The organism is Acinetobacter higginsii (assembly GCF_000369525.1).
GTDB lineage: Bacteria > Pseudomonadota > Gammaproteobacteria > Pseudomonadales > Moraxellaceae > Acinetobacter > Acinetobacter higginsii.
This window is the reverse complement of the sequence record NZ_KB850072.1, coordinates 806,247-829,883: the sequence shown is the minus strand read 5'-3', so window position 1 is coordinate 829,883 and position 23,637 is coordinate 806,247. Positions and strand designations below refer to the sequence as shown.

Here is a 23,637-nt window from a genome sequence, read left to right as displayed (position 1 = left end):
TGATATTTATCCTGTATGGTTTATCAATAAGGCTTTATGACGTTAGCCTTACAGGGATTAATACGTGTAATTGTGGCTAGTCGATTCTGATTCGCTTTCACTATATCCTGTGCTTGTATTTGCTCCAGCACTCATACTTGCCGAAACATGCATTGCAGACATGGCACCAGCTGCAAGTTGTACTGAATATTGTCCAACTGATTTCGCTGCTTCTAAAGCTAACTGACCTTTCTGCAATGCATTTTGTCTATTACCCTCATATTCCTTTAACTGCAATTCAGCAAAAGCAATATTTGTACGAACATTCATGTCAGCATAACGAGCTTGAGTCTCATTGTTTGCTATTGATGTTCGTAAATTCATATCGGCATATCGTGCATGTGTTTCAGCGAATGCCATATTGACTCGACTATTCATGTCTGCATATCTTGCTTGCATTTCAGCATTAGCGATACCAACACGCGCACGAGAATCAATATAGCGATTATATACATCAGCGTTTGCTATCGTTGTTCGTAAACTCAGATCTGCATATCTTGAATGAGCATCAGATACAGCAATGGCCGTTCGTGATTTCATATCAGCAAATCGCGCCAAAGACTCACTGTTTGCTATACCGATCCTCATACGCATCTCAGCATAACGGGAATGGGCATCAGCGAAAGCAATCTTTGTTCTCGCTTGTGAATCGATTACATTTGCTTGTGTATTAATACTTGTTGTTTCAGCATTGGCTAGTGCTTTAAACGCTTCAACCTGTGCATTGAAAGCAGTTGTCTTGCTTGTAGCTTCTGACATCTGTGCATCAATGTCGGTTTTATATGCATCGACATTCGCGGAGTACTCCGCAACACGTACTCGAGCAGCTTCAATTCTCAAATCAGCTTCTTTTAACTTTACGTTTGCCTTAGATGAAACACCCTCTACAGTTGAGGCATACATACGCGCTAACGAGTCATACATTGATGCTTTTGATGACTCAGCTTTAACTTGTGAATCGTAGGTATCAATTTTTAACTTTTCAGCATTTACCTGCTCTGAAAATGCTTGAACCTCAGATTTATAAGCATCAAACTTAGTCTGAATCAGGCCTGCTCTTGCACTGGCACCTTGTACCAATGCCTTATAAACCTCAACGTTCGTTAATGCAGCTTCAACCTTTGCCTTAAAAACTTCAACTTTCTGCTGATTGATTTGACCAATAGCAAGTTGCGCATCGACCTGTGCTTTAAATGCTGTAATCTTAGAAATCGTCGCTTCAATTTTTGTTTTATATACAGTAATTAAAGATTCAAAAGCCGTATTTTGAGCATTGAATAAACTAATTTGAGCATTTAAAAGACTGATTTTGCTATCTATATGAAATTTAGCTAATTCTAGTGTATTAGAAACATAGCTTAACCACAGGTCTTGCTTCATTTTCTCAAGCACAATTCCTTGTTCTGTGAGAAATCGTATATGCTCCAACTGTTTCTCGAACGATTGAATCATGGTGTCTCGGTTTATATCCGCAATTGCGAATTTACCTTGATCACGTATATCAGCAACTTGTTTTGCTAACATACCCTGCGGCATTGAAAAACCGCGACTAGCCCAATCTGTTATTGCCGTTTGAACAGCTCTATTTGTTTCTCGATTTGTCCGTTCTCGTGCACGATTGAATAGTGCAGTTTCGATAACTTCTGGTAATCCTGAGTTGGTATGACTTCCACTTAACCATGCCTGTATTTCTGATACCAAAGGCTTAATCGCACTATTAGAATTCCAACTATTGTAATCTTGGCTTAGGACTGTTGATGCGTTTGAGACAATGTCATCTATATCGGCTGGCATCGTTAATTTAAATTCTGGTGCAGCCCCTTCAAAAACAGGGATTTCCTCAAATTTAAATTCAGGCAAAATAATCTGTTCTAAAGCCTCAATTTCAGGCAGCACAACAATAGGTGCATCTGGAATTTCAATATCATCATCAATTTGAGGTTTAGCCGGTGCAATCCCAAAATTAATTACTGGTGCATCAGGTAAATACAAAATTGGTGCTGCTGGAGCATCAGGTAACTCTAAGTCACTTAAATCGAGTGTTTTTAATAAATCGTCAAGATTTATCGAGTTTGGCAAACTTCCTCGATCTATATTTTTAAACTCAAATGTTGGCAAATTCGGTAAATTTATAGATGCATCAAAATTTGGAATTTCAGATGCAGATATAAAGTCTGGAATTGTTAAATCATTATTCAGTACCGGTGCATCTGGAATTGATATACCTAAGCCGTTAAATTCTGGTGATACCATTTCTTTTGGTGCTTGAATATCAATATCAATCACTGAAGGTTTTGGTAAGTCCGCTTTTAAATCGGGTACTGATATGCCCTTCAATGGCTGATAACCATCTGGTGATGGTTTTGGTAAATCCTTTGGAGGTTGTACCGCTTCAACTTGAACATTAGAAATAGTGGCTAAAGACTTTGAGACATCATTGGCATACGCACCAATTTTGTTTTCAAAAAACTGTAGCTTCCCTTGGACTTCATTGACCACTTTATCAATGTAATTATAGTTCGTTGATGGGATATCTATAGATGACATATCATACTCTCCGTTTCGTTCCTGCTATATCAATAGAGAAGTCATTGATATATCCATAAAGTCCACCAATCTTTATTTCAAAGCTGAAATGACGACCACGTAATCCTTTGCCAAAAAGAACACGTCCATTAGTAAGATAATTTGATGGTTCTTTTGGCAAGTTGTAGTAATAGGTTTGTTTTGTTCCGCTTTGAGTTGAGCTAACACCCACTGTCAACGATTTCGTATCACCAGCAAGTTCATACTCTAAATATGCGCCTAATGGATGAACCAATGAACCTTGACCTAAATCCAATTGGCCAGTAACCAATTTACCCTCAATGAATGTTTCCGCATCAAGTCTGTATAAGCCATCCTCTGCTACCCCATAAAGAACACCATCAACAACAGCAATTTCGCTGTATCCATAGTCTTGATAGCGGCTCATTGCCCATGTATCTACATTTGATGTCCATGCATAGCCATACTTCTTATAAACCGACTCATCTTCTTCTACGAAAATCAGATCACTGATATTTTGTTTCGCACGGTTTTTCCCTCGATTGAGTTCAACCAAGGTTAAGTTCTCATGCACCCACTGTTTAACCTTACGTTGTTGCTTGATCGACTCAACAGCACTGACTGAATCACTGACTCTCTGTTTTGCTTTTAGTCGCTGCGTACTTAACTCGTCAAAATGAATTTGATCTATTACATGATCTGAAAATCTTGAGGTAATACGATCACTAACTTTAACTTTCTCGTTAATTACTGATCTTGTTAATTTTTTTGTCTTGTATAGTTCATTAAAAATAATGTGCTCATGCACATTACTAATGATTTTTTGCTTAGATATCAACTCAGCAATCGTGATATTGTCTTGAATGAAATCCTTATAAATTGCTTTGGAAAATATTGATTCTTTTAATGATATTTTTTCATTCAAAGAAACAATGCTATATTTTTTAGTATTGAAAACGTCAGTAATTAAAAGTAACTCGATACTTTTTCCACGTAGACTATCTTTCTGATCATTGCCAGCACTTAATTGATCGAATACAAATGATTTGGTACGCAACTTATTCTTGTACTGCTCAGACACATTAATTTCGTCGTAAATGTAGTCTCTACCCACCAATCGGCCGCTAAGGGTGTCCTGAACGCTTACAGATTCTCTTGTAGGGAAAATGGTTGAATCAAGTATTAAATCTGACAGTACGATTGTGTCGCCTGAAAATACGGATAGCCTGTGAAGTGATTCTTCACGCAAACGAATGACTTCTTCGCTGATTCCCTTTGTTTTGCTCAAAGTTGTATTGGAATACGCAATCGTTTCTTGTATATCATCTCGATATAAAGTCATTCGTTAATTACTCCAATAAAGTGATGTGCAGACTTATGATCTACTAATGAAGTGGTCCCCCACTTAATACGAGCTCCATTAGCATCTGTTTCAGATATGTTTGCATACTCGCTATCACCAAATACAACCCTACAGGCATCACGATAAAAATATACAAGACCACCAGCATCAACGGGCGAATAATCAAAATACCAAGCTTCAGGTAAAGTTCGTTTGATAGTTCTATTTCCGAATACTGGATAGCTAAGTTTTACTAATCCAGTTGTTTCACCTTTCGTGATTTCTTCAGTTTCGTATTCTTCAACCTGTGGCGATTCACCGCCAATCGTTACACCCATAGCGTGATGTGTAGAGGATGATCTTGATGTGTATGGTCCGCAAACACCAGTTACATCAATGAATCCACCAGATGGCAATCCAAACCAATTACCACTATCCGCGTAGTCGTTATATTCGTTGGGTGAATAAATCATTTTATCAACGTAAACGGGTGTTCCATCCTTTGATCGTGGTTCGCCACGATATGGAATACCACCCCCCAAATAATGAAAAATTGCGTCATAGCACCATAAACGATACGAAGTTGGATCAGGGATTCCTAACTTGACTAGCTTTTCTGTTTCATTTCGACTTCCCAAGTAATCTTGGAAAGCATAGAGCCAACCATCACGGTTAAATGCAGGCACACACACTGCATTTTGCAAACTATATTGACTTGTAGTTTTAGTTTTAATTTTATGTGTGTAATAACGAGATCGAGACAGAGAACCATCCATAAACAACAACGGAGGTGTTTGATATGCTGGATTGCCGTATCCTAAATCTCGGCCCTCAATATGGGTGTAAGTTGTTACATCAGGTGACTCTTGTCTATCATCAAAATCCGATGTATAGAATTTACCCATTAAGCCAGTTAAACCCGTGGTAGTTGTCTTATCCCAACTACCTACAATCATTATGTCTTCAAATGTTGACTGCTCTTGCTTTGTGAATTTTCTTTCATCGTAAAAGTATTTGATCACCTTCAATGAATCTTCAATATAACTTCCAAATACGACAGTGTCGCACTTCATTGCTGGTCCTTCATACTCAGGCTCAATGATAGGAAAAGATTCACAACCTTGGCCTGTTAATTCAGGAAACTTCAATGCACCCATTCCCTTCGGATTTTTACCTGGATGATAAAGATTTCCAGACGTGACACGGCTAACACTGCCAATATGGTTTGCGATAGGTTTTAATTCTAAGTTGTGCCAATAGTCGACTTCGTTTGTATCAACGCCAGATGGACTATTTAAGGCCGCTTTCGCCCGTTCATATAAATCTTGTTGGTCTACCCTGCGCAACTTATACATAATCGCATTAGTTTTGACGGTACCTTTTATTAAAATATTGGTTAATTTTTCTAAATATGTCGAAATAACATCAACATATTCATCTTTAACAATAATTTTATCCAGCCAACCAATATTTTCAACTTTGACTAAATCAAGTTGTAGTTTATAACCATGTGCCAATTTAAGCATGGAGTCTAAAAATTGATAGCAGGTGTTGAACCCTTCACTTCCCTTAGAATTTAATGACCATCCGCATGCTGAATAAAATCCATTATGAGAATAGAAATCCGATGTATCACAAACTTTGATAATGACACCAGCTCGCTTCCAAGCATGAAAGTCCAAACCAGTCGGAAAGCCTTCGCCACTAGGCAATGCGCCGAATCGATCTAATATTTTTAGTATTTCATCATCACTGACACTTTCGATGTATTCTCTAAAATCATCTGTTGCCGTTGCAGGAACAATTGGCAAAGGCATGGCATGAACACCTGCTGAATTAATCTGTATCAACCATGGCTTATTATTGGTATCAAAGCTGATCGCATCGGTGTTTGAAAATTTATAATCGTATTGGAACTGACCATCTAAATTAGGAATGCCGGTGTAACCTGGTAATCTGACACTTTCAAGTTTTGCTACTATTTTTTCAAAGTAATCTAAAGGTAATTCAAATTGTTTTGAATCTAATGGATCTTCACTCTTTTCAATATTTGCAAGTCTTCCATAGCCACCAACGATTTGCAGCACTTCTGAAATTGCACTGCTATACCATGTGGGCCGATGCTTGGCATATTGAGTAAAAGTATAAATACCAGTGTTTTTAGGTTTGAAGTATTCAAATAGTTGATTGTACTCGATACAAAATCTTTTTAATTCTAAGTCTTTAAGTGGCAAAGGCTGCTTTTCATCATCATAGTTGATTAATCTTTTTCTAGTTAGTTCTGATATTTTTAATCCGACTTTACCTGTTTCAGTCAAAACAATTGACTTAGTAATTACCCCACTGAAAAGCATTGGGATAAATAATTTTGCGAATCCGTCGTTCTCTAGTTGATCTAATGTTGATGGTTTATGTGTAATGGCCTTTAGGATACCACCCATGTCCTGAAGTATGACATAACCACCATTAGGCAAGTCTTTAACTTGCCTAATGGCATTTAAATTTGAAACTTCCTTGTTGTTGGTGAGCTTTTTAATTTCATGATGAATGAAAAGCTCATCGTCTGCGGTAAGTTTTCCACCAACAACAAGTAGTCCATATGGTCTTGGTCTATGCATTGCTTAAGCAGCGGTAAAACTCAAGCGATAACCAATCTCGTATTCATCACCATCCTGAAAGGTTCGTGCTGCGGTATATTTTGATGCAGAGATCAGTGCACCTGAAGTACCACCACGAACACTACTGGTCAACATTGCTGCCCCAGTAACAGTTAATTGTGATGATGTTGCGATCGTAACTTTTGCGACAGAAGCAAAGTTATCAATTGAGTTAGTATTGGTATCGGCAGGTGTCCATTGTGGCCGTGTAGCATTGGTATAACCTTCGGTGAGACTAACAATTTCAGCCGCAACTGTTGCGAAATTAGCTGCAGTCCAGTTTGCTGCTGGTGCTGTAGCTCCACTGAACAAAGCAAGATAATACCCTGCTGGTTTAGCTTTACTGCCTAAAGCGACATTCAATAAATGCGCCAGACCTTCATTTACCACAAGGTTTTTGGTTGTCTGCCATTCACCACCGTTGACACGATCAAAGTATTCACCATGAGCAGCCAGCCCTTGATCTGGAAAATACAAACCATTTTCAGTTTCTTCAAAACGACCTGCATGTAAGTCGTCTAAAATTGCATTTTGTTGATTGCGATCCATTGTTCTGTACCATTTAAATAAACAATGTGATCAACTTACAATAGTGGTTATTCTTCTTCCTAGCCTTACAGACCTTCCAGACTTTGCTGTGATACCTTTTAAATCACCAGCCTGTAACTCGATAATTTGACCACTTGAAGTACCCAAAACATATCCGTTTTCTGCCAGCCAAATAGCTGTTGAATTGCCACCCTGCGAAATATCCCCACCAATGTCATTCGTGTCTATTTCTACTGCCGAATCTGGAACAGGTGCATGAGCAGTTCTTTGTTGGAATGACATATCTGCTGGATTTGTTCCAGTAAGAAATACAACATGGGTAACTTGACCAATCCAGATGCCATTGTCTACAGGAATTACAAAAGTGATTTTCTGCGGCATCATTACGAAACCAAAACGTTCATCATGTAGGTGATATGCAAGAGGTTCAGAAAAGCGGAGAATATTTTTATCTGCAGTCAGCAATCGACCTTGCCAATATTTCATATATCGACCTGATGGCATAGGAGATAATCCCATAAAACGTGCTGCCATACCAAGTTGATCAATATTCTGAATCAAAACATCAGTCGTATTTATTGAATAATCATCGTACAGCATTGGTTCTGTACCATTTCGATCTGTGACGTATACTCGAACTGATGTGATAGATGGATCAAGACAAAAAGGTAAATTAACTTTCAAACTTGCTGTGGTATTTAACGTAGTTTGACTTACTACATTTGACAACCCTGATTCTATTTGACCACGCACCCATGAAATCGCAATGTTATATGTCCCTTCGTTAAGTGATCCAGTTTCTAAAATATCAACTAGCGGTGAAGCTGGTGTATCAATTGTTAGTAATTGAAGGCTTTGCCCATTGAACGTCCATATCCCTTTTTCATTCGATATGTAGACCAAATTATTTACTACTTCATATTTAACCAACCCACTACCAATAGTGGCTAGAACCTCATGTTGCAGACTACTTAGATTTAGCTTTACAAGTTGATCATCCAATGTTGCAAATACATCTTTGTGCAATGGACTTTGCCAAATATTTTTATAATTAAAATCTGAGACTTTTAAACCGCCCTTTCTTAGCTTTAATCGCCCTGTTTCAGTAACATCAAGGTTTATCGCGTCCCTAACAAAAAGTCTTGGTGAATCACCTCCAACTTGCAGTCCATCATCTGCTTTGACGTTATTCATGCCAGCAATTGGAAATAGTTTAGTACCTGCCATTAGAACGCACCTTTTCTATACTGATCTGCATTACCATCTGGTCTAATGTAATGCGCTGCTGGTTTAATATTAGGAACTGAATGGCATGATGCGTCAAAACCTACAGCTTGTATTGAGCGCGAAGGAATTTCAACCTCAGTCCGTGTTACGCGCATTCTCTTATCAAAGGCTGTGTAATCATATTCACAAGCAAATGAATCGAATCCTTCAACTTTCAATTCGCGAACTCTAAGCGATACCCACGTCACACCAAAATTAAGATTATCGAATCCACCATAGTTACCTTTGATCAATTCACCAACTCGTAATCCCTGCCACATAAACGGCTTATCACCGCTTAACCTAGTACCCATTCTTAATGAATCCAAGCCCACAGTTGTTACGGTGCGATGTAGCAGTGAAACCCAATGAATATTAGAAATAGCAAGTGAATTAAACCCAATTGGTTTGATTACACGATGAAATGGTTCATTTCTACTTAATGAAGGTGCACCAAATGCAGCATTATCATTTGCCCCAAATTGCTTAATAAATTGAGTGCCATCTCCGATATTTGGAATCCCAATTCGATAAGACTGAAAACCTCTTACTTCGATATATCGTCTTTTTAATTGGACTGAAGGAATACCATATCCTGATAAGTTACCTAATCCGACGTTCGGTACCACAAAATATTTTAATGAAACCCTTGCTCGACCAAACACCTCACCTGGCGTTCTTGTTCCACCACTACTGTTTACATAGTGATTATTTCCACCAGATGGATGATTTGCTACGGCTTGGGGCGGTGCCTCAATTACCGCATAAATTGTATGGGGTGAAAGCCTTGGTTTACCGCAGACGATTGTGGAATCTATTCCCTCAACAATAGTGATAGTCCTATTTTTAAGGGTAACAACAGGTCCATTTTCAAAATTAGGCATAGGAATACCAGCATCAATAACAATACCATTAGACTGTAGGCTTGGTTCGCCTATCCGCATTGAGTTGAAGCCAGTTGCATAGACCACTGTTTGATTTAATACTGGTCGTGGTACCTGATTACTCGGAGATGGAATACCATAACCGTTAGTTGTCTCTCCATCTATATCAACAGAGTCTAGCCAAATATATTGTGTTGAATATGGCGGTGCACCTGTCTTAGTGACTTTTAATTTGTCACTCACAGTAAGGCCATTGAATCCATTTACACTGAATTTTCTGTCTCTGAATGCAATGATAGGCTTTCCAAAGCTTAGTGCATCATCACCTTTCTGATTTAATGCACGCCATTGTAGTCTTAATTCAGTTGTTCCGAACTCCTCACTATTGTGCCCATATACAGGCAATTCAGGTGTCACATTCTTAACGGTTGGATATCCGTAAGCATCACGCAAAGTCCAACGTGGTTTAATAATATTCCAGTGAATGCTAAGCGATGGACTCCCCACTTCGAGAAAATCATTGTTACGTCCTACTTCCTCGATGTACCGCGTATATAAATCGATTGTTGGTAGTGGGATTGCAGGTGGCTCAATACTATATCGCTGTTCAAATGAGAGTGTTCTTACCCTATCAGCTATCATAGGGGTGCCCATTTCTAAGCTGTCAAAATTACCTATCCGTTGGTAATATCTACGAGTATTTTGAATTGATGCTTGTCCAATGGTCTGACTATTAACTCCAATCGGTTGAATGACACGCGCATCGTTATATATAACAGTCCATCCCCCCATATAGGGTGGCTCTATACCATCAAGATGCAATGGCCTGATGCGGTCTGCAATCATTGATCTATCAATTGAAAGTGCATCAAATCCTGTTGGTTCAATCAATCGAGCATTATTATCAATTAATACATTGCCAACTCGACTATGTTCGCTACCGATCGCACCAATTGTTTTATTTCGATTTTCAATACTGGTCCAACCCTCCATTTTAGGAGGTACCAGACCATTATTCGCATCAAAAACCTGAGTGATATATTGCTTTAAATTATAAAAAGTTGCATCACCAAAACGTTGAGTAGGTTCTAAGCCAAATGTTAAAAATCCTTTTGGTTCAATGTATTTTGTATGTAAATCAATTGTGGTTAAACCAAATAGGTTACTAAACCCTCTCGGATAAATAGACTGTGACTCAGGAATGATTCGCTCACCAAAAGCCGATGCATCGAAACCTGTTGGGTTTAAATGTTGTGTCCCACCAACCTTGTGAATTGGTATTTTAGGTTCATCAATTGAAGTAGGTGAAATTGACCGTACAGCATCTGATAACCATGCTCCTGTACTGAACCGTGAGTGATCTGCACCCAAAGCAAGGATGGTTCTACGACCATGCTCAACTCTCTGGCCACCAAAGGAACTGACTTCAAATCCATTAAGTGAAATAACTCGAAATTTAAACCAGACATTTAATCCACCAAACTCTTGTGAATCTTTACCGATGCCAGCGTATATTTCACGTTTGAAATTCGAAATAAAAGCCGTACCAAAAGCGCTATTTTCAAAACCTAATGGGTGTATTTCTGGTGGCTTTTCAAGTTTATGCAACCCAAACTTTGGTTGATAAAAACCGCTTGGTTTAACTTCCCTTACACGGTAACCAATTGCTGTAGCTTGTAATCCATAAAATGAATCAAACCCCAAAGGTCGAATTGTTGGTATCTTATTTTTTATTGATGTGCTACCAAAGCTTTGTGAATCAAAGCTTTTGGTCGTTATTGTTCTTAAATTGCTCTCAACTATGCTCCAGTCGCTAAACTGTTGTGAATAGAAGCCTTCAACGACTATTAATCGACGTGTATTTCTAATCGCGGTATCACCAAAAATACCGCCTTCTATCCCCTTATCATCAAGCAATAATTTTTGTGTTGGGTCATAAACAGTAGGATAACCAGCATTAAACGCATCAACATTACCCGGCTGTACATATCTTGGACTATGAGATACCCACGCCAATCCGTAACGAGCTGCATCAATTCCATCAGGCATAGGACTTCGTTGAATCAACGCCTGTCCATAACGATCTGACTTAATCCCAACAGGAAATAGAATACGAGGTGTAACGGTAGGATTAGGAAGTACTGGCGGAGTAATGCCATAGCCACTTAGATTAGCGAATTGATCCGCTTTCGTATTAATCGCCTTGGTTGTACCAAACACCAATGAATTAATACCATTAGGACGAATGTATTTTACACCACCCTGCAAATAGGCTGTGCCATAAGTGGAAGCATTGAATCCAGAAACACTTACAATTTGCTTTAGGTTGTAGACTTTATTGCTATTACTAAAAGCTTCACTGAAAAATCCATTTGCTAATATTGTTTTATTTTTATTTATTAAGTTTGCAGTACCAAACGCGGATGCATTGAAACCAAAACCAGTAATGTTTTGAGTTTTATTATATAAATTGGGGTTACCAAAGCCAGATTGATTAAAACCAATAGGGTTTAGATAGCGATATTGGTGTCTAAGTGACGGATTCGCAGTTTCAAAACTTTCCCATGTCACAGGGAAAAGATATTGAGTATCACCACCTGGTGTTTCACCATTTTCGGTGAAGTTAAATTTAAGTTTATTACCAGCAGGCGGAGTATAAGCTGTGCCCGTAAAGTTAAATTTTATCTTTTTCCCGTTAGGTGGTTCATAGGCCATAAAATCACCTATGCTATCACTGGCTGGACGTTAGACAGAATCATATCGTTATAGTCTGCATGTCGACATACAACATCATAACGTAATTCAGGATTTAGTCCCGTTACTATCCATGTACCATCTGGAGCTGAAGTTGTAATTGCCACAACTTTACCATCACCAAATTGCCTGCTTTGACGACGTAATAAAACTCTAAGCTCGCATGACGCAGGTACGCCTTCAACTGTTGTAATGAAATCAGGATATTCACTCGACAAAAATCCATCAGTGCGATCTTTAGCAATGATTCTTGGTGCTTTAGCTAAAATTCTTGATCGAACAATTAATCCTTGAATCATTACTCAAACCTCACTGCCAATGCACCTAAGTTTTTGTATCTATTATCAATCTCAATATGAAGTCCTTTATTATTCGCGTCGTTGGAATTTGAATAAAAAATTGGTATAACTAAATAGTTTTTTTCAGTAATTCCATCTGTAGATAATTTCAAATTTGTTCCAGTCGTAACCCCACTTAAAACTAAAGAGACCAAATCAGAATCTATAAAACTATAATTCCATCCGCTTAAATCTGCTGCATTTGCTTGAATTAATCCATTAATTGAAGACATTCTTGGTTGAACTGTAGGCGAGTATTGCTCTGGTCCAGTATAGGCAGTTGATCTACCTCCCCATTGGTATTTCAACTCAGTTTTAGAAGAATAAAGTGGCGAACCTGATGCATATACAACAACACAGCCATTACCATCAGGAGCACCATTCGAATCCACAGTTCTTTTGAGATAAAGGAAAAATGAAGTACTATTGGCGGAGCCTGATCCATTATTTAAAAAAGTTCCACCTAAACCAATTGCTAGAAATAAATAACCATTGGACTTACAAGCTGCACTTAAACAATTCGAAAAGTAAGCTACAGTTAGTGAAGCAGATGTATAAGAATTAAAAGTATAATTATCACACAGTATTGGCCCGACAATATTTCCTGCCCCATCAGTACTAAATCCAACCTGTATATAACCACCAGGGGAAGCTTGTTCTCCGGATGAATTTGACATTCTTCTAGGAGCAAAAACAATTTTTATATAAATCGGATATGTACTAGAGAGGCTATCATTTATTTCATAAACTCTATAACCAAGTACATAGTTAGTACCTGCAGTTGGCTCCGCAATTGAACTAATATCTAATTGACCTGTATCTGAGGTTTGAATACAACCTACAGCAATCATTGCATCATGAGTGAGTTTCACCCAATCTTTGATGTCTTGAGCACTTGATGTTCTTACACGGACATTAGAAGTAAATTTTGCCATTTATTCACCTACCAGTTTGCCAAAAACATCCTCATTTACCCAATATCCTATCTCGTCATGCCACTTTTTATAGGTATTGAAGAAATCCTTTTCACTCATAATGCGAATTTGGTCTTGTATATAGCCTTCAATCCATTCCATGACATTTGCACAAGAACCATAATCCATCCCTGCTTTTTCTGATGCAAACATCTGAAATTTAGGCAAATGAATTAGAATATCCCAGCGAATCTTGTCGCTTCCATACTCATCAGAACGAAAGCCAACCACTCCAATTGCTTGAGTTGCTGGTTTTACAATGTCATTCATCTCACTGTCCTTCTTTTACAGTTGAAAAGAAAGCAATCGTATGATTGCTTTACACCTTGAAGATTTTGTTTGTTCCGTTATCCCATGTGACGATGATGTCACCGCCATTCGGGGTAATTGGCAATCCTGTTGCGGTATCAATAATGGCCAGTAACGGGCTGGTATTTTCTGTGCCAGTGTCTTTATAGATCACAATGGCTTCAATCGATGCGCCTGATACAGCAGAGAAAGTCACATCAGCCGCATCCGCAGCACCACCAGTCGTGGCTTTTGATGTAAGTGTCACTGGACCAGCAATACGAGCCGATGATGAAATGTCAGATAAATATTGATGTGTGGATGTCTGAGGCGTATATGCACCAGTGTCAATCAATAACACCTTGATTGTGTCTGTCATCCAATTGATTTGACCTTCTAAAAAGCGCTGACGCGCAAAGTCATAAAGCGTGTTCGCCATGTGCTTGATTCTCCATTTCTGAATCGGAAGCACTCTTGCGCGTAAGTTTAATTTTTACTTCTGGATCTGCTTCAACAGAAAGACGAGCCAACTGCCCAGACTTTTTCTCAAGCTGAACTGCTGCCTCGCCAATCTGTAGAATGTCACCAATTTTTATATCAAGTTTGAGTGTGCCCATCTTGTGCATCTTCATAACAATATGGGCTTAGTATGGATGGGAAAATCTAAATGCTCATGCCTTACAGGGGTTAAGGCATGAATGGTTGAACATGGTGTGGAGTATCTTCACGAGTGATACGTCGTAAATCACTGTCTGGGCGTGAGCCAAAATAATCAGTGAAGGCTTGCTCTGCAATAGCCACTCTGTTTGGGTCGAAAAACTCAGCATCAACTACGCTGAATGCCTTATGCAATACCCATTGTACGAGTTGTTCATGATGGATTTTATTGATCTCAGGTTGATCACTATCATGCACCATGTCTGTGATTGGCACTCGATACCCTTCAAGTGCGATTATCCCATCCACATTGGGCATTGGTACCAGCCGTATACTATTATCATCCTGAACCGCATAACCCGGTTTACCGTGCTGCTCAGCCCAATTGTTGTAATGGATACGATCCAATTCCCCTGTTGAAACTAAAGATAAGGGATGGCTAACTTCACCATTCGCAGGAACAAACCAGATGCGTGTAATTTCATACAGAGAATCATGCAATGGATAGTGAGCTGAACCAGCCGTTACAGCGATTTTACACACTGCATCATTTGATGACTCATGAAGTAAGCGACCACGGATGCATGCCTCTTTTACAGCATCGTTTAACCAGGTTTTCACATCTTCAGTCTCAATGAAAAAGGGCTCAACCTTATCATTAGCTTCGACACGAAAACGATGTATCAGCTCACTTAGTTCCATATTAGACCAACCCAAATTGATTAATACAATCAGCCGCTTTTTCACGCAATTGGGTAAGGCTCAATTGAGGGCTAAGTTTCTGGTTATATTTAGTCTGTACATATTCAATAACACCAGCCTTGGTCATCTTGCCTACAGTTTCAATCTCGTCAAACACGCGCTGCTCAAGCTCAGATTCTTCTTTCTTAGCTGCATTGGACTTAGCCAAGATTGCACTCGTATCATCTGTTTGCAATTGATCTTCCGATGCAGGAAGAATCGGTGATTCATCACCAATGTATAGCTTAAACTCAGGGTGTTTGAGTAATGATGCGGCTAGATCACTTGGTACAGTACGCACTTGGCCCTGCTCAAATGTCAAAGCAGAACCATAAAGATGATCTTTGTACAGTGATTTGTTACCGATATACTGAATTGGTGTACCAATAGGCTTCATTGCCTGTGCTATAGGTGCTGGCTGTGCAGAACTAATCGCCACATTCTTTTGATATACCACTTTCTGCCGTAGACTCACCACCTCAGCGCTCAATGCTAAGAATTCATCTTCATCAGGCATATTTTTAAGCGCGTGGACTGTAGCGCGAAATAAGTAATCTTTTGCTTTCTGCTCAAGTGGCAACTCATCATAGGGTAAGAAACACGGATGTTCCTTCTTTTCCAAATCCTTAACTTCGCCATACTTCCAGCCCTCAGCCTCTTTTGATTTGTACCAAGACTCATGGGTTTGTTCAGGTGTAGCGTCTGGATTGGCCAGATGCATTTCTACACCACTAACCATGCTTTGTCGTTGTTGTTCTGGCGCATCATCCCATGAAGGTTGACTCATATCGCCCAATGACTGGCAATAAGCTGTGTTAATCAAATGGCACGCCATTGCAATCGCTAATGTTTTCATCGTTATTACCCTTTTTAGCGTATAAAAAAGGTGATGTAAGCCACCGTACTAACCTACACCACCATTAACCCTAACCATTTAGACCTTAACGAGGTCCAGTACGTTCACCAGATACTAAAATTTTGATGTCACTTGCCTTAGCATTAGCCGCACCAGCAATAGTCAAAATCAAACGTGCAGTTTTCGGAAGATTAATTAACTTGCTTCCGTTTGCACGTAATCGACCTGCGGTGGCAAGATTGCCACCATTGATAAAATAAGCAGCATCTTGAGGTGCAGTTGTAACATCTACCTCATCAGAGTACTTAAACCCTAATGAGCCAGTTACTGTTGCAGTCATTCCAGTTGTGACAATGATCTGAGCGTCATCAAGACGGAAGCCTTGAGGTAGTTCACCTAAATCAATCACATCACCAACAGCTACCGCTGCTGTTGAGTTTGAATCAATCACGGCACCTGCTGCATTGGTTGCGAGCATAAATGCCAGAACTGTTATATTGCCGTAAGGGGTAAAGCCACCGAACTGCCCGTAACCGTTCTCTTTTTTCTTAATAGTCGCCATGTTTTAGAACTCACAATAATTGAACGATAAAAGGGCCTGTCGGTTAAACAGACCCTAGACCATTACTTGTTTGCACCAATGATCGGCACAGCCGTATCGACACAAGTCACACCATAGTCAGTGAACTCGGTGCCTTCCCCTGTTTCCACTGCAAAGCGGATTTTTGAGGTGCCACGGATAGAACCAATCAAGAGCTCCCATTTATCGCCATGGTCTAAATCTTTTTCAGACCAAAAGAATGGAACGCCAGACTTGTCACTTGCAGCAAATGCCTCTGCCAAAGCTTGACCACCCAAGATAATTGAACGGTCAATCGCAAATTTATCTGCAAAACTTGCAGGCACTTTTACAGTTGATTCAACTTCTGAGTCGTATGCGGCGCAATATTTAATATCATCACCAGCATAGAAGCGGATTGGTCGAGGCAATTTACGGATAATGAAGCCATTCCATAAACCAACATCACCCATAAATAATGGATGCTGTTTTGCCTGTGATGCACGGGCAAAAGCGGCTGATTGGAATGAACGGAAACCAGGTTGAGCTGCAAACTTGTTGTATTGAGCAGGTGAAACTAGCCATACACGGATTGGTGAATCATCCGCATTCGCATCACCTTCAAACTTCACGATAGGTGGCGGTAATGCAATCTGATCCAACACGGTTTTCATCGAGTCAACCGCATCCATCGTGAACAGATCGGTAGTTGCGATATCCAACTCACCAGCATTAGATGTAACGCCTTGAACGCCACCAGCATCAACAACGTAGTGGCGGTTGCGTGTAGGCGCTTTTACACGGTTCACCATGATTTCACTGTAATCTTTATGAGTTTCTTTTGGGATAACCCATTCGATATTGTCATGTGAACCTCGTGCACCGGCCATGTGAACAATCATTGACTGATCGCAATAACGGTCCATAAGGTTTTGTGCAACGGGACGGCCTAATTTACGTAGATCGGCTGGACTACGAATCTGTGACATCACATTACCCAAATCAACAGGGAAACGCGCTTGGTTCACACGTAGGCGATCTTCGTTAAGCTTCATACCGACACCACGACCTTCAGCGTATGCTGAACCCATGATCGGATATGCACCAACAGGGTTTAGTAAATGGAAAGTGACTTCATCACCTACGCCTTTACCTAGATCCTGAACACGCACAATCGGCATGTGTTGAGTAGTCTGTTTACGCAACGTAGCTTCTGCACCAGCTTCACCCTTCGGCATTTTGCCTGACAAGAGGTTAAGAGTGCTGTTACGTTGCATGTGAGTAGCGAACAAGCCAACGGCCTGTGTCACCATATTTGTCTTATCACCGTAAGCGGCATTGGTTTTTGTAGTCATGTTTTAGATACTCTCATCACGTATGTTTAAACATGTCTGTTCATGTATTGCTCACGTTGTTCTTGAGTCCAGCCCTGCATTTCTTCCGCGAGTTCCGCTGGCGACAAATTCGCTAGACGTTCATCACGGGTCACACCGGCTGGAGAACCTTGTGGCAAGTCACTTAGACTGTTCGGCACTGGTGTTTGAGCTTGACTAACAGCTTTTTGCGCTGCTTCCCGTACAGCATCAGGATTCTGTTGCTGCTGTGAAGCTTGTTGAGTTGATTGTGTTCCAGACTTATACAGTCCCAATAGTTCTACAACTTGCGCTGCTGAACCATTATTTAAAACTGCATCGTACGCACTTTGGATAAAGCTTGGTTGTGCACTTTTCCAGTCATTGAACTCTTTGGATTCAACAACCGATTCCGCATCAGGATGTGCTGTGAAGATTTCATTAAAATGAGCATCTTCTGCACTTAACTGTTGCTGCTGTTGAATAGGCGCCAAAACAGTTTTTAATTGTTGTTGCACCTGAGTTGAAACCTCAGTATTGACTAGTTTCAAGATACCAGCCGCCAAGTCCTTTTCGCTAAAGTCACCAAAGATTGCTGGATCTACACCCTGATCAATGGCTTGTTGAGCTAAATTCGCTTGATTGTCTTGTATCGTAGCAGCTTGACCGTTGTCCTGACGTTCCTGTGCTTGAGCTTGAAGTTGCGCTAATTGGATTTGTGCATCTTCAAACTTTTGTTTCCATTCCTTCCCATCGTTGCGTGCTTCCACCAACTTGTCATAAGGAATAGTGTGCTTACCATCTTTAGCCAAAATAAAAGCATTTTCAGCATTCAACTGGCTTTCATCGACCTGTTGTTGCTGTTGTGCCTGTTGTTCTTGGGCTTGTTGCGTACCGCCTGTTGTATCTTGGGTTGCTGTATCTTCCGCTTGGGTAGTGCTTGGCTCACTACCAGTTTCCTCAGTCTGAGCTGTGGTTTCGCCATTCATCGCCAGTTCTAATAACTGAGATGCAAGTTCGGGTGATGCTTTGCCACCGTTTGATTCAATCAACTCTTGTTGTTGCTCTGTAATATCCATGTCTTTCCTACTACTTATCGCTGTAGCCGCTAAGGTCTGAATGGCTAGAGTTATCTAGCGTTTAGCTGCTGATTGCTCAACATGAGGAAAGTTTCAAGGATTTGGAGATAATGGCGTTAGCCTTACAGGGGGTATGAAAAATGGGTATAAAAAAAACCGCCTAAGCGGTCATTAAAATTAGAGTCTATACCCATATTGCCAATTGGATTGGACATGCTTTAAAAGTTGTTCGTATTTATTATTAAGCTGAGACAAAATTAAGAATTTTCTACGCGTATTATTAAATCTAAAAACTTCAACTAAATATGTATCAACTGGCTCCTGTGTTGGTTTAGCCATTTCAGTCGCATATTCTCTGAATTTACTATAGTCGTGAATCGGTGTAAGCGGTTTAGGATGCGGCATTCGGACAATATCTTGATCGTTTTTAAAGTACATTAAACGCCCATCAGAAGCACCGCCAATAAACATAATCTTTTGAACGCTATGGAACGCACCAAATAGATGGTCCAGTGGGGTACCAAGATTAGGGTTCATTTGATTATCAAACCAGTATTTTGCAGAATGCCATTGACCTGTCGTATGACAGAATATCTCATCCATCTTATGTGTATTGATAAGGTCTTTAACCTTATCCAAGCCACCAAAACTTTCGATTAATTATTCTTGTGTATTCATTATTCAGCAAACCCAATATATCATCGTTAAATTTTACCAGAATGCATTAATTTCGAATAAGAAAAAGACAAAAAACCAACATCAAATGATGTTGGTTTTACACTTATTAATTATTGAATTAATTAAGTTTATCAATTAATTCTGAAAGTTTATTTTCTGCTTTTGTGCGTAAATCCTTGCTTGCACCAGGTGTGTTAATAATCTGAGTAAGCATGTATGCATTTTCACGATTGCTTAGTCGTTCATCACGCCAATTTGACGTTGATTCACCACATACACCCTGCGCTAAACTTTCAGCACACTTGACTGGACTATTTTTACATTCGGCTGCACGATTTAATTTCTCAATGGCTTCCTGATATGCATACTTCGCTCGGTCCATTTCCCCATAGGTATCTGGATCATGAGTTTCATACATACCTGTCACAGTTGAACCATCATGCAAAACTAAAATGCAATATGTGATGCTGGATAAGGCTTTATAACCTAAAGGTTCAAGTCCACCAATAGCACCTTCAAATTGAGCCAAGGGATTGACGTAGTATACGTGTTTAACACGTCCGTCATTTACTTCTGGTTCTGATAACTTTAGCTTGGAATTATTACTATGGCTTACGCCTAATATACCTTCACCAATGCCAAGTGCGACCGCTTGATTGACTAATTCAGTAATGGGTTCGCGTAATTGACCTGCTTTGGTGACAGCTTCAGTAAGTTCAGGTGATGCACCACATTTTTCAATTGCTTGGCATACGTCATAAATTTGATCAAGGATTGGAATACGTGTTGCCAATAATGTATCAATACCTTCTTTTAAACTAATTGGCTGTTTTTTCTCTGGCTTATAAGGTTCTTTCATTACTTTATCGGCGTATAAACTTTGTTTTAATAAATAGCCCTCTAATTGCCAAATTTTATTACGGGCATTTTCAAAGGCAATTTTACGGCCAATCTCAGCATCAAAGTTTTCAGGACTTGCACAAGCCGATTCACCTGTCACTGTGAATCCGTTTTCTAAGACCAACACACAGAAAGTCAATGTCTCAATAGGCTTATGCAAATCTTCACCTTCAAGATGTTGAGTACGCATTAAACCTAGATGATGACAATGAGTTTGTGCCGCGATAATGCCAGAACCAGTGAAATACATTTCTAATGCAATTTTAGAATTAATAGACTCTGGTGTTAAACGTGGTGCCGTAAGGCCTTTAGACTGAATTTCTTGCTCAATTTGTTGTTCGGTGTTTGACATGAGATTTTTCCTCAAATAAAAAGGCAAGCTCTATTCGCTTGCCTTTTTATTATTGGAATCGCTGCAAAGTTAATCACGCCTTACAGGGGTTCTTTATATGACTTAATGATTTCGTAACCCATTTCATTCAATTTCTTATCAACCTTGAGTTTCGCATCCAAGTGATCGACACCTGTGGCAAATACTTTTTCTTCTGCATTTGTCACTTTGACTTGGATATGACCAGTAGCATGATCTTCTCTGCATTCATAAATAGGTGTAATTGTTTTCTTTGGTAGTTCCGCAGGTTTATCTAATGCTTGACGAACAAAACAATCTTTAGCCTCTAATAATTTACGTAATCCTGTCGTTTTCTCTGGACCATCAGGTAAAAGTGCATCCAACTGAAGCGCTAAGTCTCCAATTGGTTTACTCACTTCTTGTAACTTTGGTGGTAAATGTTCGTAAGCAAAATATTTTAAGATCGGTGTGGGCACGGTATTATCCTCAAATAAAAAGGCAAGCTCTATTTGCTTGCCTTTTTATTATTGGATTAAGTCAAAATTTACTCATGCCCTACAGGGGGTAGGTTATCAGATGTTCTTTGCGTTTCTATGCCTTGCTGTCCTGTTGAAACCTGCTGCGGAACTGGTGGTGAAGCAGGACTTGTATTCTGCTGAACCTCTTGGCCCTGAATATATGGTGATTTAATATTCATAGCTGCTGTTTGATCTGCAGTAGGGAAATTAGGATCATCACCCATTGGATTAGGTAGCTGATATCCAGCCCCCTTCATTACCTCATCAGCAATAGGTGCAATCATTGGCATTTGTGCTATCTGTGCCCCTGCCTGCATTGCTGAATATGCAGCTTGGACACCGATCTGAACCGAACGTGCATCAATCTCTTTGATTTCACTTCCAGCCTTGCGCTCTTTAAGCTCCAGTTCACGCAATTTGATCTCATTGCCAGCATCGGCGAGTGCACGCTTAACAGCTTCCTGAATCTGTTGCTGAATCTGTTCTGGTGTAGATGCTTGAGCTGCTGCACGTACAGACTCGATAATTTCCTTTTTGTATGGAATATCAGTGAGTGACATTAGATACGGCAAGATAGCATTCTGGATCTCAGGTGGTAATGACTTGGCAAACTCGGACAATGATGTGAATTGCTGACTACGGAAGCTACTTGAACTCGGTACATCATCCAATACAACTTTAAGGCGTGTGCGTTGTACATCGTTTGATACATATGGATAACCCAATTCATCCGTTTCAGGCTTATTGATAATTACAGTACGATCTTCACGAACTGCATCACCTTCGATAATGACCGTGTGTTCCTGTGAACCAAGGTCCTCAACAATCATTGATAATAGCTGCTCACCGATCAATCGACGACTATCACGAAAGTTAGTCATGGATTTCATCAATGTTTGATTTGATTGCTCAACCTGTATTTGTTCCTGTTTTCCAGATGTAGCATTACCCTTCTTACCCTGAAAACCAGAGGTGATATTACTTACACGCTCAATGGCCGTTCTATTATCATTGATAAGCTGAAAATGCTGATCTGATAATTGATAATCACGCTTCACATCAAAACGTGCGCCTTGACGGGCCATGTGTGCAGCATCTAATACAATATCCGCATCTGGACGAGCTACTTGTCGACGTAACTGCTCATCAGACATTGCGACCGCACCTTTTGTACGCTCAACACGGACCACTGACATTCCCCACCGCAATTTTGATACACCACTATTGATACTGTCTTGGCTGTACTTCATGCGACGAACAAAACCATAAGGTATGCCCGTGTTATCTTCAATCGAGCCAAAGAACGGCACGTAAGGGAAATAATGATGTGCATAAGGTGTTGCACTATCATGTAGACAGTGTGGACCTAACCAGTATGATCGGCGTACCTTTGCGATTGTTGTTTTCTCAACCTTGGCTATGCCTTGATATATCGCTACATCATGGGCAATATTATTTGAGTCGTATTCGACAACACGTCCATCACTGAACCGCAAGATTAATGCATCTACCCAACGACGGTACCAAACCTCAGCAATATTTACCTCTTTGGATGATGGGTTATACCAATATTGCTCATTGATCGTATATGAACGAGCTTCAAGCCACGCATTGTTGAGGCCTGTACTCTTACCTCCGTCGGTAAAATCAATATCAGACCACCACGATCCACCATAGCGTCCTATTGTTTGAATCAATTCAGCATGCGCTGGAAATTTCTTGGCAAGGATTGATGGATGAACCCAACGTGTACGACGCAACCAACGTGCGTCAGATAGATCAGTCTCTTTGGACTTCATGTCCCAATGAATTTCATTACGATTGACGGCAATGCACCGATATGGATATTTGAACGGGTCCTGTTCGCGCTTTACCTCTACCCAGCCAATACCGCATGCAATCTGTGGCCTAAAAGCCTTACTACATGCCTCATCTGCTTTGGCCAGTCTTTCTGCCTGATTCAATTTATAATTAAGAGCAGCTGCTACATCATCTCCACCAGTTTCACCATTGGCAGTTACGCGCCAATCTGTGCGAGTCTGCAACTCAAAGCCTTCCACTGAGCCTAATGCTGGACCAATCATGTCCTCGATTGCAGGCGGTATCCCTATCTGCTGCATTTTCTTCAGGATATCGCTATCAAGCTGGTTGCCATCGGCATAATCCATTTCTTTATCCGCAATACTACGCCAGTAAGGTTGCTCCTCGATCTCATGCATAATATCCGTGAGTTCTTCAACAGTTAGCGCTTGATCTTCGCTAATCTGCTCATGTGTAGCTGTATCATCATCTTGAGTAAACATAGCT

General features: G+C 40.1%; 20 protein-coding genes and 1 pseudogene. All 21 read right to left on the bottom strand.

Annotation, left to right across the window (positions count from 1 at the left end; all coding sequences use genetic code 11):
- Positions 1-57: 57 nt before the first annotated feature.
- The gene (locus tag F902_RS09890) at positions 58-2,586 is read right to left on the bottom strand and encodes a hypothetical protein (protein WP_005203115.1); all 2,529 of its coding nucleotides are present in this window, start codon (positions 2,584-2,586) and stop codon (positions 58-60) included.
- 1 nt (position 2,587) lies between these two features.
- Complete coding sequence (locus F902_RS09885; RefSeq protein ID WP_005203114.1) at positions 2,588-3,928, bottom strand: hypothetical protein; 1,341 nt, start codon at positions 3,926-3,928, stop codon at positions 2,588-2,590.
- Positions 3,925-6,546: a hypothetical protein gene (locus tag F902_RS09880; RefSeq protein ID WP_005203113.1), complete on the bottom strand. Its 2,622-nt coding sequence runs from the start codon at positions 6,544-6,546 to the stop codon at positions 3,925-3,927. The genes F902_RS09885 and F902_RS09880 overlap by 4 nt, the downstream gene beginning before the upstream one ends.
- 3 nt (positions 6,547-6,549) lie before the next feature.
- Positions 6,550-7,134: a hypothetical protein gene (locus F902_RS09875; RefSeq protein ID WP_005203111.1), complete on the bottom strand. Its 585-nt coding sequence runs from the start codon at positions 7,132-7,134 to the stop codon at positions 6,550-6,552.
- A gap of 30 nt (positions 7,135-7,164) precedes the next feature.
- Positions 7,165-8,361 (bottom strand): hypothetical protein, encoded by a 1,197-nt coding sequence (locus tag F902_RS09870; protein WP_005203109.1) that lies wholly within the window; start codon positions 8,359-8,361, stop codon positions 7,165-7,167.
- Positions 8,361-11,999, bottom strand: coding sequence for a hypothetical protein (locus F902_RS09865; RefSeq protein WP_005203107.1), 3,639 nt, complete (start codon positions 11,997-11,999; stop codon positions 8,361-8,363). The genes F902_RS09870 and F902_RS09865 overlap by 1 nt, the downstream gene beginning before the upstream one ends.
- An 8-nt stretch (positions 12,000-12,007) precedes the next feature.
- A complete protein-coding gene (locus tag F902_RS09860) occupies positions 12,008-12,337 on the bottom strand; it encodes a hypothetical protein (protein WP_005203105.1) in 330 nt (109 codons plus the stop codon).
- Positions 12,337-13,311: a hypothetical protein gene (locus tag F902_RS09855; RefSeq protein ID WP_005203103.1), complete on the bottom strand. Its 975-nt coding sequence runs from the start codon at positions 13,309-13,311 to the stop codon at positions 12,337-12,339. The genes F902_RS09860 and F902_RS09855 overlap by 1 nt, the downstream gene beginning before the upstream one ends.
- A complete protein-coding gene (locus F902_RS09850; protein WP_005203100.1) occupies positions 13,312-13,620 on the bottom strand; it encodes a hypothetical protein in 309 nt (102 codons plus the stop codon).
- Positions 13,621-13,669: 49 nt separating this feature from the next.
- Entirely contained in the window at positions 13,670-14,077 is a 408-nt protein-coding gene (locus F902_RS09845) for a hypothetical protein (protein WP_005203098.1), read from the bottom strand.
- A complete protein-coding gene (locus tag F902_RS09840; protein ID WP_017402287.1) occupies positions 14,058-14,255 on the bottom strand; it encodes a hypothetical protein in 198 nt (65 codons plus the stop codon). Before F902_RS09840 ends, F902_RS09845 begins: the two co-directional genes overlap by 20 nt.
- Before the next feature lie 70 nt (positions 14,256-14,325).
- Positions 14,326-14,997, bottom strand: coding sequence for a phage adaptor protein (locus F902_RS09835; protein ID WP_005203094.1), 672 nt, complete (start codon positions 14,995-14,997; stop codon positions 14,326-14,328).
- A gap of 1 nt (position 14,998) precedes the next feature.
- Complete coding sequence (locus tag F902_RS09830) at positions 14,999-15,892, bottom strand: RyR domain-containing protein (protein ID WP_005203091.1); 894 nt, start codon at positions 15,890-15,892, stop codon at positions 14,999-15,001.
- 85 nt (positions 15,893-15,977) lie between these two features.
- On the bottom strand, positions 15,978-16,454 hold the full coding sequence (locus tag F902_RS09825) for a hypothetical protein (protein WP_005203089.1): 477 nt from the start codon (positions 16,452-16,454) through the stop codon (positions 15,978-15,980).
- A 62-nt stretch (positions 16,455-16,516) separates the two neighbouring features.
- A complete protein-coding gene (locus tag F902_RS09820) occupies positions 16,517-17,806 on the bottom strand; it encodes a phage capsid family protein (RefSeq protein ID WP_005203087.1) in 1,290 nt (429 codons plus the stop codon).
- A 26-nt stretch (positions 17,807-17,832) separates the two neighbouring features.
- Positions 17,833-18,882 (bottom strand): hypothetical protein, encoded by a 1,050-nt coding sequence (locus F902_RS09815; RefSeq protein ID WP_005203085.1) that lies wholly within the window; start codon positions 18,880-18,882, stop codon positions 17,833-17,835.
- A 177-nt stretch (positions 18,883-19,059) separates the two neighbouring features.
- Positions 19,060-19,419, bottom strand: a complete 360-nt coding sequence (locus tag F902_RS09810; protein ID WP_228129735.1) for a hypothetical protein — start codon at positions 19,417-19,419, stop codon at positions 19,060-19,062.
- A gap of 259 nt (positions 19,420-19,678) precedes the next feature.
- Positions 19,679-20,419 carry a hypothetical protein gene (locus F902_RS09805; protein ID WP_422385893.1) on the bottom strand — a complete coding sequence of 247 codons (741 nt, stop codon included), beginning with the start codon at positions 20,417-20,419 and terminating at the stop codon, positions 19,679-19,681.
- Positions 20,414-20,812: pseudogene (locus tag F902_RS23110) on the bottom strand (Gp49 family protein); the annotation flags it as partial. The pseudogene F902_RS23110 and the gene F902_RS09805, both read right to left, overlap by 6 nt.
- Before the next feature lie 80 nt (positions 20,813-20,892).
- Positions 20,893-21,288, bottom strand: coding sequence for a hypothetical protein (locus tag F902_RS09800; RefSeq protein WP_005203080.1), 396 nt, complete (start codon positions 21,286-21,288; stop codon positions 20,893-20,895).
- A gap of 68 nt (positions 21,289-21,356) precedes the next feature.
- A complete protein-coding gene (locus F902_RS09795; RefSeq protein WP_005203078.1) occupies positions 21,357-23,633 on the bottom strand; it encodes a portal protein in 2,277 nt (758 codons plus the stop codon).
- Between the last annotated feature and the right edge of the window lie 4 nt (positions 23,634-23,637).